We start from the raw sequence: 14078 nt of genomic DNA on the forward strand, positions 1-14078 counted from the left end.
GCCACAGTGCAGTGGCGTGCGTGATCTTGAAGATGAATCACGCAGTCGATCTCGCGGAGCTAGCCGACTTGCCCGGTCGTTGCGCCGGCTAGCGGCTCACGCGGGCATCGGCAACGGCACGCTGAAACAACGCTGTCATCGCGTCCGAGATGCCCTGGGTCGGGCTGACCTCAAAATAGAAGCCTGGCGAAGCACAGCTCTGCATGTTGCTGGCGATCTGGCTGTTGGGCGAAGGTCCGTAAGGACCAGCGTTGAATGGTGCGATCCAGCTATTGTACCAGGCATTGGTCGGAAGTGCGAGGTAGGTCGTGTAGAGCACGGCAATCTTGATGCCGCGGTTCTTCAACGTGGTGCAAAGCGCCGGATTGATCGGCGACTGGCATCGTCCACCAGTCGTCGGTTTCAGGCAGTTGCCGGGATTGTATTCGTCAGCCACGCCATCGGATACGAAGAAGAGATATTTGAGCGGTGCACCGGCTGTACCGGCTCCGGGGGCGCTGATGGCGGTGTTGATCGCCGGGAATATAGCGCTGTAGCCGGTGTCCTGATCGTTGTTGTCGTTCTGGCCGTTCACCGTCATCAAGTCGATGTTTCCGGCTGCCGTCTTCGCACTCGAGAGGCTGGACGACAATGTGAACAGGGCTCTCAAACCCGAAGTCGAGGCGGCCGCGCCGAAGTCGTAGATCGCCATGCGGAACTGGTTGGAATAGGTCTGCGTACTGGCCGCGGTATCCATCAACTTCTGGGTGGCCGTACGCAGCACGTCGATGCGCGTGATCACGCCAAGTGTCTTGGCGAGTTTGTAGTAGTTGTTGGTATTGTTGAGGTCGTGGCACGCAAAGGCGCAGCTGTCCGACGTGTTCTTGACCATCAGAGCCACGTCGGCCGGTGTTGCGCCGACGCCCATGGATGGCGAATTGTCGAGCAGCAGATAGAAATCGATGTAATTCGGCATCGTCGCCGTCGCGACAGAACTGCCGGTGACGGTCATTTTGGAAAAGCCCATGACGGATGTGAGACTGGTCGGCACATCCGCCGAGAATTGCATAGTGGCCGTCACGACGCCGTTGGCGCGATTGACGGTCGCTGTCGTGCTGGTCAGCGTGAAGCCGGTCCTGCCGGACGTGTTGCCCTTGAAAATATTGATTGCGTCGACGTCGCCCCCGGGGACGGCGCCGTCTGCTGCCATCGAACCTGCGGTAATGAATGCAGCAGACTTCTGCACGATGGAGCCGACGCTCGCAGTATCAAGGGCGGCTTGCAGTTGAGATCTGATCTGTAGTGCACGCGTATAGTCGACCGCGGCGCCAACCATAGAAATAAGGGGGATGCATGTGATCGCGAATATGATCGCGACATTGCCGCGCCGGTCGCGGCGAAAACGATCGGTTAGCCCAAGGAATGATAGCCCGAGGAATGACTTCAGCATGAATACGCACCCGTATGAATGCAGAGATAATTACCTGAGCTGATAAATTTACTGTTAGGGCGATCGCAGAAAGGTAGTGGCTTGGGTTGCTGCCCTGTTGGTTAGTTAAGGATGTTCTACCGGTATCATTGAAACCGGCTCGCGCGACCGACGCAAAAGGTGAGCGGTACGATCATCCCGGCGGGGCGATGAAACAAACCGGCTCCCGGAGCATTGTCATGCGGTTCTAGTCTGGCAGGGGCAATATGGCTGAAGACACAATGACGACCGTCGGCATCGGCAATCACGGTGCCAAGCGGCTGCCGTCCGTTGATGTGGACACGTTCAACATCGAGCTGAAGGACGACAACGGCTTTCTCGGGGACCGCGCCAGCAAGGGCGCGTTTCAGCGCATACTGGATGATCTCAGAAAGCCATTGAAGAAAAACGGCGACGATCCGCTCGGCAAAAAGGCTGCCAACGAGATCAGTAAATCCAGCCTCGACGAAATCCTTCTTGGCGACGATGTGGCCGCGGCTGCGCTCGTCCATGGTGCGATCGAAGAATTCGCGCGGGAGCTGGCTTATGTCACGCAGCGCTTCTTCAAGACGAAGGCCTGGGCAGATACGGAATGCATCGTGGTCGGCGGCGGTTTCCGCCAGAGCCGTGTCGGAGAACTCGTCATTGCGCGTACGGACATCATTCTCAAGGCCGAGGATCTCAAAGTTACGTTGGTGCCGATCCGTTTTCATCCAGATGAAGCTGGCCTGATCGGTTGCCTGCATCTGGCGCCGTCGTGGATTTTCGAAGGTTACGACAGCATTCTTGCGGTCGACATCGGCGGCTCCAACATCCGTTGCGGTGTGGTCGAAACCGCATGGAAGAAATCGAAGGATCTCTCCAAGGCCTCGGTGTGGAAATCCGATCTCTGGAGACATGCCGATGACGAGCCGACGCGTGAAGGCGCCGTCAAACGGCTGGTGAAGATGCTGAAGGATCTGATCTCCGCCGCCGACAACGAAGGCCTCAAGCTGGCGCCGTTCATCGGCATCTCGTGCCCGGGGGTGATCAACGAAGACGGCACCATCGCGAAGGGAGCGCAGAATCTTCCGGGTAATTGGGAAAGCAGCAAGTTCAACCTGCCGGCCTTGCTCGCCGAAGGCATTCCCACAATCGGGGATCACGATACTGCGGTGCTCATGCACAACGACGGCGTTGTCCAAGGCCTCAGTGAAGTCCCTTTTATGCAGGACTTCGAACGATGGGGCGTGCTGACGATCGGAACGGGGCTGGGCAATGCTCGCTTCACCAACCGCAAGAAAGAGAAGGACGACAAGAAAGCGAAGAAAGACAAGGATTGAGCAGGACCGTTGAGCGTCCCGTTGCCGCCTCGGCCAATGGCCGAGTGCATGCATCCGTCGGCGAATCATCCTGGCGCCGCCGTGGCTCGTCATGCCGCGCGTCCAACCATAGCGTGCGTTGCCGCTGCGAATCTGCAACGAAAAGGCTGGCTTCCTAGTCTACGCGCTAGCTAGAGCCAGCTTTTGCGGCTCTGCGGGCAGTTGGGTGCGGATTTTCCGCTCTGCCCGTCTTGTCTGGCCCGCCATCCTCGCCTAGAACTCCGCGCAACCACCCACGGGCGACCGTGGGTCTTGGCGCCTTGGAGAGGTGGCAGAGTGGTTGATTGTACCGCACTCGAAATGCGGCATGGGTGCAAGCCCATCGGGGGTTCGAATCCCCCCCTCTCCGCCACTACGCTGACACCTAAAACATCCCTATAAAATCAAAGGCTTAGGCGAGTGCAAAATCGTGGTGTCCCCCACGATGCACCCCAATGTGTCCCCCAAATGGGAGGCAGCTACGCCTTGGGAATGATGCGTGTCGAGTAGCCCCGGCTGAACCAATTCAACCGTGCGCCGTAGCGATCCTCGTAGTCCTGACGCTTAGCCGCCGTCCGGTCCCACATTGCGAGCTGTGCTGCGCATCCATCGGCATCTTGGAACATATTCACGGGGATGTAGGCACCCTTCCAACTGATCAGCTTGCCTGTCTCGGCATCAACGATCCGAAGCCGCCCATTCCCGAATAGCTCTTGTTCGAACCGCCGAACCTCACGCACTCGTCGAGCTGATGCCGCGCTGCCGGTGTCCACAATGCCCACGTCGGTCAATGGTGACAACGACAACCGCTCTGCTGCGAAGTCCAGACAAACGCGGAGGCGGACGGTCTCATCAGCGGAGCTGAACGCGATGTAGAGCTTCGACTGGTCACGTTCCATCATGCGGGGGACCAGCCGCTTCAATGGTTCGTAGGGTGGCTTGTCGAATAGTTCTACATTGATCTCAGGGATGTCGGTCATCCGCTCCCCGGTCGCCTGCTCGTTCTTCACCAGCAATTCTACGGCCTCGACCCCCAGTATCTCCTTGAACCCCGCCAGCTCATGAAGGTGCTTCTGGTAGACTGCGTTGCGCGTCTCAACGCCCAGCTCTTCCTCAATAGCCTTCTGCGCGAGAGCGCGGATGAGTGGGGCCTCCGACCTCAAGCGTCTAAGGTCGCCCGGCTTGTCTGGATCAACGATGGGTTCCTTGTTCGCATGAGCGATGGCGCATCGCCCCGACTCGTAGAGGTGCTTGTAGATGTCTTGAATGCCGCTCGCACGGAGCGCCTGAACGACCTCCTGAACACCGTAGCCGTCCACCGTGTCGATAGCGGTTTCGATCCAAGCCTTCCGCTTCTGGCTGCTGAAAGCGACTTCGAGAACACGGAAGAACGACAGGAAGGAGTAAGCGGGATGGTTCAGTCCCCGTCCCTCGCGCATCAAGGCCAACGCGAGCAAGGCGCGGTTGTCAGTCGGCTCCGGGAAGTAGGACAGATCGAAGCTCTCGCATGTCATGATCCCCGTGTCCCTGAACATGCCCAGCGGGGCAGGAAGGCCACCACCCGATAGCTCGACGACGATGTGGCCGCAACTCTCGACCCACGATAGGTTGCTGACGAAGCGCATCAACATCTCTTCGCAGCGAGATGCACTGATCCCCGGCACGACCTTCATCGCCACCGCAGGATGGTGCTTCTTCATCAGCGGAATGACCCATATCACATGCCCACGCCACTCGACGCGCTGAGCATTAACCGGCCACGATGCGTTAGGCTGGATGTTGGCGACGATCCAATGCCCGTGCTCGGCAAGCTCGGCCTTGATCACGTCCGCTGGAGTGGGAAGTTCTCTCGACCAGAAGGGCCTGTCGATTCCTACGGGCTCCTCGGGTTGAGGCGATGATGCGTCCAAGGTCCACCACGATGCGTTGTAGGGCCGACTCGCGACTGTCCCCGATTATAGCAGGTGCGGTGGCCGGAGCGGGCAAAATACACTGATCGGGAGGGACAGATCAGGTTGCCACATACTCGATCCGGCTCACGCCTGCGCTCGTGCGGTGACCCGAAGCACCTGCAGTGCTGTCCACTTGTTGCCGCCACGAGCGGTCGGGATGCCGCGCTCGGTCAGTGCTCGTGCCACCGCGCTGGCAGATGTGATGCCCTCGGCGGTGAGCTGTGACAACAAGGGCGCAAGGTCGGTGGCCCGTTGCTTGGCTCTGTTAGCCTGTGCGGCGCGCCCTGCAGCCTGCGACTGTTCGGACAGCTTGATCCCCCGGTGGCCACCAAGACGCTTGCCACGGGCCTTCGCTGCGGCGAGAGCGGCCTTCGTGCGCGACGAGATCAGGCCGGCTTCCAATTCTGCCACCGATGCCATCTGCTGCAACATGAAGCGCCCTGTCGGTCCCTCGATTGACGGCAGGTCGGCGAACCGAACATCAACGCCAGCTTCAAGCAGCTTCGACAGGAAGGCCACCGAGCGCGTGAGCCGGTCCACCTTGGCGACAACGAGCGGGGCCTGATGAACACGAGCCGCTGCCAGAGCTTCTTCGAGGGCGGGGCGGTCACTGCGGCGTCCGCTCTCTATCTCGGTAAACTCTGCGACGATCTTCCATGACCCGCCGTTCAGGTAGCCTTCGACTGCTGCCCGCTGCGCTTCCAGCCCAAGACCCGATACGCCCTGCTTGCGCGTGGACACCCGGTAGTAGGCGACGAACTTCTTCACGGTCATGACGGCAAGCCCTCACATCTCAGTCAACGTGCGTTGACACAGATGTAACGAAAGATGGCTGCGCGGTGAACTGAGTCAGGTTGTCGCACTGCGGAGGTGTCGGCGAACTGAGGGCGGTATCGACAGAGCCGTAATGACGACGCTCGGTCACGCAATGCCCGACCAACGATGATCATGAGCAGCCTGCTGGCGCACTCCAACCCGAGCCCCACTGCCCCCCTTAGGATGCTGACAGCCGCTGCTGTTGCACTTCGATGCGAGCCCCAGCGCCGCAACCGCCGCCGTCAGGATCGACAATATCGCGGAACCCTATGGCTGCGGCATCCATCAGAACCGACCCCCCGGTACGGGGAAAATGGCTGAGCCGTCACCCATCAAATGGCCTCTCGCAGTTTTGCGCCAACTATCCGGGACCGTTGGCTCGCTCTTTCGACCATGATAGCCTCGCATCAAGCCCCACAGTTTGCCGTAAGCATGCTTGTGCAGACCGCGACGTCGGGACGCGGGCATTCCGATAGTCGTCTACGTTACCCATGCCATGGACGAGACGAGGCAGATGACCGACACCATCATCCGACTGTCCAAGGGCTGGCTCGTTCAATGAGGCGAGACCGCCACCGGGAGACTGGGGCTGTCGGGATCGTCAAGACGACCAATTCCAGACATTCCCGGTGACTATCCGCTTCACCTTGGGTTGACCCTCGGGCGGACGAACGTGATCAAGAACCGTCCATGATAGCGGTGACCCGCTGCACGGCAGACGGACTGTTGGGCTTGCGACAAGATCGTCGCCTCCCGTCGCGCAAGGTGACATCCTTGCCGTAGTCTGGCCCACGGTTCTTCTCGACGCGGACCTGCTTCAGCAACCCACGCGACACTGACGCGATGTTGGACCGCCGCAAGTCGAAGAGGTTGCCGTTGCGCTGGAGGATGAGGTGGTTGCCATCACCGTCGATCAGGAAGCGGTCAGCTCTGTACCCGCCGTTCCTGCCGGTCCCGCAGGCCCGCACTCGACCGCCCAAGACCCGGATCGTTGTGAGCTTCCATCGCTCAAGCCACTTCCACCCGCCCCGACAGAAGATGACGGGAGAGCCGTCTGGCTTCGAGCTGACGAGCACCACGGGTTCCCCGAACATGGTTGCCGGAACGACGGTCCCGACGGGCAGAATTGGCCATGCCGCGCCGATCTCCAGAGGTTCGGGTTTCAGCCCTATCTCCTTGTCATCAGCGGACATTTCAGCCGGACTGTTCACTGTAGGTGTGCATTTTACACAGTCCTTAGAAGTCACTGTTGGCCTCGGTAATGGTCCACGGTCCAGCGCCTTCAATGCCCGCGATGGTGCCCTTGGCGTGGGCGATCAGTTGCCCCCGCTCCTCGGGGCTCATCGAACGAGCTTCCGCAAGGGCCTGATCAAGGTTCGCCATCGCGACCGCCAGTGCACTGAAGGTGTCTTGCGGCGGTGGTCCGCCATCGTGGTAGCGAGCCTTGTCCTCGTCCCGATACTGCTCGGCCATCTTCGCTGCGATCTTGGGGTGGTCCTTCTTCATCCAGTTGTAGATGGTCTTGTGGGCCACCCGGTTGTTCAGGTCCTGTTGCATGTCCCGATACGACTTGATCCGTCCCGCCTTGGTAATGTGCTGTCGCGTGGTGATGTAGGCGTTGAACACCTTGCGCAACTCACCATGCTTCAGGGGGAGGCCGTGAGCCATGTTCGCCATCGCTGCGGCGAACTTCGCTTCCGACATGGTCGCGTCGAAGATGGTGGCCTCGACGGTGCTCTCTCCGAGCAGTTCAAGTGCCCTCAGGCGGTGCCAGCCATCCACCAGACGGAGCGTGCCGTCCACTCGGGCCAGTGTGACCGGGGGGAGTTGCCCGCTGCTGTTGCCGCTGTTCTTGTAGGTGCCCTTGTAGGAGTTGACCGTTGCGCGGTCGATCTTGTTGCGGACCTGCCAGTCGTCTCGGATGGCAATGTCGGCGATCTTGACCCTCAAGGGCTCTTGCGATGTCCCCGAGGCTGTCTCGTGTGTGTTCTCTTCTGTCATTTGTCTCTGCATGTTCGGGATGCGTTGAACCACCCGCCCGAAGTCCCCGTCCGAACGACCGACAGAAGCGGCCACGGGTTCTTCGAGGGGGCGGTGGTGTGTGCTGATCAACGCCAGCGGGCGATAAGCTGGAGAGCAACCGCCCTGTGGGATGTGTGATCAGGTAGGAGAGCAACGTATTCCACGCTGAGCGTGAACCGCATTCAGCATGCAACTGGGCGTTCTCAGTGACGGGCAGAGCGAACACGCACCAAGTCAGTGTTGTCCGGCCCGCCGTCACTGCTGTAATGCTCTTCGAGAGGTGTCGCGCCTCCCGAAAGAACCGCCATGCCCGGAACGCCTATCCTGTCCTTGCCAACGCAATGCCCCGAGTGTGGGGCTGAGATGACCCTTGTCGGCACCGCTCCTGGCACTGGAGACCTTACGGGCTACGAGATGCAGGAGTACGAATGCCCGAGGTGTCACCTCCACCAGACTGACGCGGTGCTATCCGTGCTGAGCGGACCAGCCCCATAGGTCGTCGCCTAACCTCCTGCGCTTACGGGTTCGCCGGGTAGAACTCCCGCAGCAGCCAGACCGGGAAGGCTGGCTCATCGTCCCGTCGATACGCGATGCCGTTCAACTCGCAGGTAGCGATCAGGTCCGCTGCATCCTGCTTGAAGGTGGCCCGAGGGTCTTCGAGAAGGTCGGCAGGCTCGTCGAACTCCGTCCAGTAGTCGGCAATAGAGAGCAACCGCAGTGGATCGCGAGCGACCCTGAGGCCGGTGGCGAGTGTCGAAGGTGAGAGGCGATGATGATGGTTGTGATGCACGATAGTCCCCGTGATGCTGGATCAGTTGCCATTGGTAGACAGTCTACGAATGGAAGGGGATCGTATCCTCGCACAGGGTTCCACCATGCGGCGGTGGTGTCAACACTCCCGATGCTGCATCACTCCGCTGCCTTTTGAAGTGAGACAACAGGCTTCACCTTACGTCGCCTTCGACCGGGGCCGTGCGTCTCGAAGTCCGTGCGATTGACCGGCACGTCATCAGGCAATGTCACCGCATTGACGCACGCTACCATAGCCTCCCATGATGCCTTGCCGGAATAGCGCATGGTCATGCCAAGCGGCAGTTCGACGCCATCTAAGCTGCCCCCTTCGACCTTGTGCCCGACCACGTCCGGGATGGTCCAGTCGCTGTAGCCTGTTGCACCGTTCAGCAACGCCTCACGTGCCGTTCGGATGAACCACCGCCGCCAACTGTGGAAGTCCACGTTGGACTGTCGCTGTTGCTTGGCGACTCGTTCATCGACAGCCAGCCGGACGCGCTCGCGACTGAACGACTGCGTCACTGGCGCTGATCGGCCCCGCTTCGATCCCGGCTTCTGCTCGGGCAGTTCGTCGAAGAGGTAAGCATTGGACGGCTTGCCGTTGATCCGGTCGGCGATCAATGCGGCGAGGGCGGGGTGCGCCGGGATTGTCCGCTTCCCCGTTGGCGTCTTGGACTTCGCCACTGTGATCTTCCCGTCCGCGCAGTCCTTCACCCGAAGGCTACCGATCTCGTCGATGCGCAGCCCGCTTAGGGCGGAGATCAGCGAGAACTGCCAGTCACGCTTGGTCTTGATGCCGCGAAGTAGTGTGCGAACTTCCTCGTCACTGAAAGGGCGCTTCTTGGCTTCCTCCACGTCGTGGCGCTTGCTCGGTGCCTTCAACGTCTGCCGGTGCCACGGGTTCGGCCTCATGTCGTAGCGCAGGCCCAGCCATTCCCAGTACGAACGCAGACAGGAGATGTCCTTGTTCGCGGTGGTGTGGTTGGCCTTCGGGCGGATGTAGGTCTCATGAATGAAGCGGCCCGCGACCGGCACCTTGATCGCCTCAATGGACTGCATGGTCGAGGTGGTGGCGCACCAAGCCTCCAGACGGCCCAACACGCGGCGGACATCCTCCTCGTAGCCGATGCTGAAGTTGCCTTCCTCGAACCAGACATCAAGCAGCGCCCGGAATGGCGTGGCCTTGCCTCGTGCCACCGCGTCGAACTGCAGTGCTTCGCTCGCTCCGTGAAGTTGGGCAATTCGGTCCACACGGTCGCTGAGAGCCTCCGCTACGGTGGTCTGTGGATCATCCGGGTCGTTTGCGAGGGTCTCGTCTGCCGCAGCCTTCCGCCACCGCATCGCCTCCTCGATCAGGGGCTGCTGCCTGTCCGTGTTCTTCTGTCCTCTGAGCTTGGCCTTGAGGCGGCGGACGACCGGTACCTTCTCGCTGTCAGCTTCGAGCGGAATGCGGGTGACAAGCACCTCACGGAGCTTCGAGCCGAACTGGCTCTTCTGCTTGGGCGGAACGCGGACGACGACGCGGATACGGTTGCCGTGCCACTCAAGATAGGGGCCGAGCTTAGGCTTCTTCATGGATCAGTTCGGGAAGGTCTCATTGCGGGTGTCCCCCACAATGTCCCCCGTTCTGTCCCCCAAATCAAGGCGATTTTCCTTAGTGAGATCAATTGCTTCAATGACTTGGATGGATTGTAGCGTAGTGTCCCCCCCTCTCCGCCAGCCAGATAAAAATCGCAATGAAATCAATGGGTCATTGGAAGTAAGAGGCTTTTGCTTCCCGTTTGGTGCACACGGGTGGTACACATGGCTCGATCTATGTCTTGTGCGCCTCGCGATGCCGTTATTGAGCGTCAAGCTTACGAAACATCACGAGCGCATCAACATATTCGTCAGTCGGAAGCCGAAAAGCCTCAGGCAGCCGTCCGACGATCTCAAAACCAAGCGTAGTCCAGAGTCTCACCGCACGCACATTGCTGCTCACGACGCAGTTGAATTGCATGGCGCGAAATCCGGAGCTTCTGGCATAGTCGAGCGAGTGTAGGCACATATTGCGCGCCACACCGCCGCCTTGCGCGCTCGCCAGCGTCATGTAGCCGCAATTGGCCACGTGGCTGCCACCACCGCCCTGGTTGGCGCGCACATAATAAGATCCCACGATCTGACCTTGGCGCACGGCAACGAAGGTTCGTTTATCCGGACCGTGCCAGTAGGACAAAGCATCGTCCTTCGTCATCAGGGGGTCCAGGGCGTAGGTCGTGCCTGCACGGATGGTCGGCTCGATGACCGACCAGATGTCTGCCCGGTCTGCCGGCTCAGCCGGGCGAATGATCAGGTCGTCGGAGTGTATGACCATACAAGTGCCGCCTAAGCCGGACTGAATATACGCCGACCTTCGCCGGCATCTTGCCCGTGGGATTGACCGATTATTCTGCGGCGTTCCTCGGACGGGTTGGTATTGAAGGCGGCCTTGAACGCCTTGCTGAGATGCGAACCGTCGACGAAGCCGGTTTCGGCGGCGATCGCGGCCAGCGATAGGTCGGTTTTCAGCATCCACCGTGCATGTTTCAGGCGCAGCCGCAGATAAGTCGCCTGCGGCGACTGTCCGGTTTCCTCTTTGAAAAGGCGCTCCAGTTGCCGCGTGCTCAGACTGACCTTGCCGGCCAGTCGCGCGACAGACAGCGGCGCTGATAGGTTCTGCTCCATCATTAGCAGCGCGCGCGAGATCCGTCCGTCGGTCTCGGCAAATTCGGTCGGCGGCGCCGATTGAGCCGAAGATCCGGGTTTCATGCGATCGATCAACATGATGTGGAGCGCCTTCTGCGCGCTCGACAGGCCCATGCGTTGTTCCACGATATGGGCGGCGAGGTAGGCAACGCCCATGCCGCCCGAACACGTGATGCGGTTGCCGTCGATGACGAAGAGCTGGTCGGCCACCGGGAGCGTCTCGCCGAATTCCTCCAGGAAATCGCGATAGTGGTACCAGCTGATGCAGCACTTTTTCTGGTTGAGAAGGCCTAGACGCCACAGCACGAAACTGCCGGTGCAGACGCCGATCAGATCGACCTTGGTGTTCGCAGCCTCCAGCAGATAGCGCTTGATCTTGTCATCGATCTGCGGGCCCTGATGCAGCAGGCCGCCCACGACGACGACATAATCGAGCTCGCGCGGATCGAGGAACCGGGAATTCGGATACATCAGCAGACCGCAACTCGAACGGATCGGCTCGTCGGTGTCGGCCATGATGTGCCACTGGCAGCGGATCGGCCGACTGTTGTCGCCTTCGTCGGCGGCGAGACGCAGCACGTCCACGAAGCTGGCCAACGCAGTCAGCGTGAAATTCTTGGTCAGAATGAAGCCAACGCGCAGCGGACGGACCTTTGGTTGCATCACCCCTGCCTTCGCATTCACCATATGGTCGAATGGCAATCCGGGTGATCGCCGCGAGACGATGCTCCAAAACGGACCCATGTCGCATCATTACATACCTCCAGCGCGCCGGGGCAGGCATTTGCGACGGACTGATCCTAAAAATACATTGCCGCGCGCGCAAGGGCGGCGAAGCGTCTCGCCTGGTGCGCGACGTTCGGGGCGTCGGCTGGGAACCGAGAAGCCCCAGATTGTTGCGGCCAGATCAGGTCGGCCGGTGCGGCGCAGGAGGGTCAGCCGGCGGCTCTTCTGGCGTCGCGAACTGCGCTTCGCGGCCGATCGCAGCAAGAAATGCGTCGAGTGCGCCGACCGACAGCGATGTCGTGCGGCTGTTGATGATGGGGTGGCAATTGATGCGCTCCGCCGATCGTAAGCGCGCATCGATGACGGGAGTGACCGCCTGATTGGCATCGTTATAGAGCGCCAGAATCGAGACCGATCCCGGTTCGATGCCAAGCAATTCCTTCAGGGCTTCCGCGCTTCCAAATGACAATCCGCCCTTGGCGCCGATCGTCTTTGCCAGCGACTTCAGGTGAACGGTCGCGGCTTCGTCGGTGACGAACAGGAAGAACCGTTTCTTGCCGTCGCGGAGGAACAGGTTCTTGGTGTGAATGCCGGGAATGTCGCCGCGTAGCGCACGCGACTCTTCCACCGTATGCACGGGCGGGTGTTCGAACGTCTCCACCACGATCGACTTGTCTTTGAGATACTGAAGAACCTCGTCGCTGCGTTCGATGCTCATCCTGCGTGTCCTTGATCGTCGAGGGCGGGACTGCGTGCGCCCGGGGCATGCCGTCCTGTCTACATGGCAGCGATCCGTGTCGCATGGATACGCCGCGAATTCGAGACCCTGGCGAGCGAAGCCGGGCGGCTTGTCGCAAATCTACGTGTTTCGTGTCGGGGCTTTGCAAACCTGCGGCGTTCCGATGTCGCTCTGATCCAACATGATTGGCGGGCTGATGCTGGCCGCGAAGCGGCAGCGAGTTGTAGGCTCCGTCCAATCACAACGTGGACAGCCATGCAGAAATTTTCAGCGCTTTCATTACTACGGGTAGGGCTGACCGGTCATGCCGGCTGGCAGCGACAGTGGCGTTCGCCTGAACCGAAGCCGGGCTATGACGTCATCATCGTCGGTGGTGGTGGCCACGGGCTTGCAACGGCTTACTACCTGGCTAGCCGCTACGGCGTCAAAAACGTTGCCGTTCTCGAAAAGGGCTGGATCGGCGGTGGCAATACCGGCCGGAACACCACGATCATTCGCTCGAACTATCTGTTCGACGAAAGCGCCGGGATCTACGAGCACGCCCTCAAACTGTGGGAAGGGCTGTCGCAGGAGCTGAACTACAACGTCATGTATTCACCACGCGGCGTCTTGATGCTGGCGCACAACATTCACGATGTGCAGAGCTTCAAGCGACACGTTCATGCCAACCGTCTCAACGGCATCGATAATGAATGGCTATCACCGGAGGAATGCAAAGAATTCTGTCCGCCGCTGAATGTCGGTGGGTCCATGCGTTATCCGATCCTCGGCGGCGCGCTGCAGCGCCGCGGCGGCACGGCGCGCCACGACGCTGTGGCCTGGGGCTATGCCCGCGCTGCTGATGCGCTCGGCGTGGATATTATCGAGAATTGCGAGGTCACCGGCATCCGCCGCGCGCCGACCGGCGAGGTGGTCGGCGTCGATACGACGCGCGGCAGCATCAATGCGAAGCGCATCGGCGTCGTCGCGGCCGGCAATACCAGCACGGTGATGAACATGGCCGGCGTGCGTCTGCCGCTGGAAAGCTTCCCGCTGCAGGCGCTGGTCAGCGAGCCGGTCAAGCCGATCTTCCCCTGCGTGGTAATGTCGAACACGATCCACGCCTATATCTCGCAGTCGGACAAAGGCGAGATGGTGATCGGTGCGGGAACGGACGTCTACACGTCCTATACGCAGCGCGGTGGCCTGCACATCGTCAATCATACGCTGGATGCGATCTGCGAACTGGTGCCGGCGTTCCGGCGCTTGCGCATGCTGCGCAACTGGGGCGGCATCGTCGACGTCACGCCGGATCGCTCGCCGATCGTGGCGAAGACGCCGGTATCCGGGCTGTACGTCAATTGCGGCTGGGGCACCGGCGGCTTCAAGGCGACGCCGGGATCGGGCGAGGTGTTCGCCAGTACGATCGCCAAGGATGAGCCGAACAAGATCAATGCGCCGTTCACCATCGAGCGATTCCGCGATGGCGCCGTGATCGACGAAGCGGCTGCGGCCGCCGTGGCGCATTGATAGCGGGGAAA

The 14078-nt window shown here is 60.6% G+C and carries 12 protein-coding genes and 1 tRNA gene; 3 read left to right on the forward strand and 10 right to left on the reverse strand.

What is annotated here, in order from left to right:
* Positions 1-88: 88 nt before the first annotated feature.
* Positions 89-1429 carry a TadE/TadG family type IV pilus assembly protein gene (locus CHC01_RS22645; RefSeq protein WP_089266558.1) on the reverse strand — a complete coding sequence of 447 codons (1341 nt, stop codon included), beginning with the start codon at positions 1427-1429 and terminating at the stop codon, positions 89-91.
* A gap of 245 nt (positions 1430-1674) precedes the next feature.
* On the opposite strand from CHC01_RS22645, the gene CHC01_RS22650 reads away from it, so the two are divergent.
* The gene (locus CHC01_RS22650) at positions 1675-2769 is read left to right on the forward strand and encodes an ROK family protein (protein WP_089266560.1); all 1095 of its coding nucleotides are present in this window, start codon (positions 1675-1677) and stop codon (positions 2767-2769) included.
* Positions 2770-3070: 301 nt separating this feature from the next.
* Positions 3071-3160 (forward strand) — tRNA-Ser (locus tag CHC01_RS22655).
* Between the two features lie 106 nt (positions 3161-3266).
* Here the strand turns inward: CHC01_RS22655 and mauJ are convergent.
* From mauJ to CHC01_RS22700, 9 genes are all read right to left on the reverse strand, one after another.
* On the reverse strand, positions 3267-4613 hold the full coding sequence (gene mauJ / locus CHC01_RS22660) for a methylamine utilization protein MauJ (protein ID WP_089266561.1): 1347 nt from the start codon (positions 4611-4613) through the stop codon (positions 3267-3269).
* A gap of 210 nt (positions 4614-4823) precedes the next feature.
* Positions 4824-5513, reverse strand: coding sequence for a recombinase family protein (locus tag CHC01_RS22665; protein ID WP_089266563.1), 690 nt, complete (start codon positions 5511-5513; stop codon positions 4824-4826).
* Positions 5514-6232: 719 nt separating this feature from the next.
* Positions 6233-6748: an HNH endonuclease gene (locus CHC01_RS22670; protein WP_244558485.1), complete on the reverse strand. Its 516-nt coding sequence runs from the start codon at positions 6746-6748 to the stop codon at positions 6233-6235.
* 43 nt (positions 6749-6791) lie between these two features.
* Positions 6792-7631 carry a ParB/RepB/Spo0J family partition protein gene (locus tag CHC01_RS22675; protein WP_210421703.1) on the reverse strand — a complete coding sequence of 280 codons (840 nt, stop codon included), beginning with the start codon at positions 7629-7631 and terminating at the stop codon, positions 6792-6794.
* 463 nt (positions 7632-8094) lie between these two features.
* Entirely contained in the window at positions 8095-8367 is a 273-nt protein-coding gene (locus CHC01_RS22680; protein WP_244558486.1) for a hypothetical protein, read from the reverse strand.
* 119 nt (positions 8368-8486) lie between these two features.
* Entirely contained in the window at positions 8487-9944 is a 1458-nt protein-coding gene (locus CHC01_RS22685; RefSeq protein ID WP_089266565.1) for a tyrosine-type recombinase/integrase, read from the reverse strand.
* Between the two features lie 265 nt (positions 9945-10209).
* Positions 10210-10701, reverse strand: coding sequence for a GNAT family N-acetyltransferase (locus CHC01_RS22690; RefSeq protein ID WP_089266908.1), 492 nt, complete (start codon positions 10699-10701; stop codon positions 10210-10212).
* Between the two features lie 32 nt (positions 10702-10733).
* Positions 10734-11837 carry a GlxA family transcriptional regulator gene (locus CHC01_RS22695; RefSeq protein WP_089266567.1) on the reverse strand — a complete coding sequence of 368 codons (1104 nt, stop codon included), beginning with the start codon at positions 11835-11837 and terminating at the stop codon, positions 10734-10736.
* A 163-nt stretch (positions 11838-12000) separates the two neighbouring features.
* On the reverse strand, positions 12001-12537 hold the full coding sequence (locus CHC01_RS22700; protein ID WP_089266568.1) for a prolyl-tRNA synthetase associated domain-containing protein: 537 nt from the start codon (positions 12535-12537) through the stop codon (positions 12001-12003).
* A gap of 276 nt (positions 12538-12813) precedes the next feature.
* On the opposite strand from CHC01_RS22700, the gene CHC01_RS22705 reads away from it, so the two are divergent.
* On the forward strand, positions 12814-14067 hold the full coding sequence (locus CHC01_RS22705) for a sarcosine oxidase subunit beta family protein (RefSeq protein WP_089266570.1): 1254 nt from the start codon (positions 12814-12816) through the stop codon (positions 14065-14067).
* Positions 14068-14078: the final 11 nt, after the last annotated feature.

This window comes from Tardiphaga sp. OK246, from assembly GCF_900188215.1.
Taxonomy (GTDB): domain Bacteria; phylum Pseudomonadota; class Alphaproteobacteria; order Rhizobiales; family Xanthobacteraceae; genus Tardiphaga; species Tardiphaga robiniae.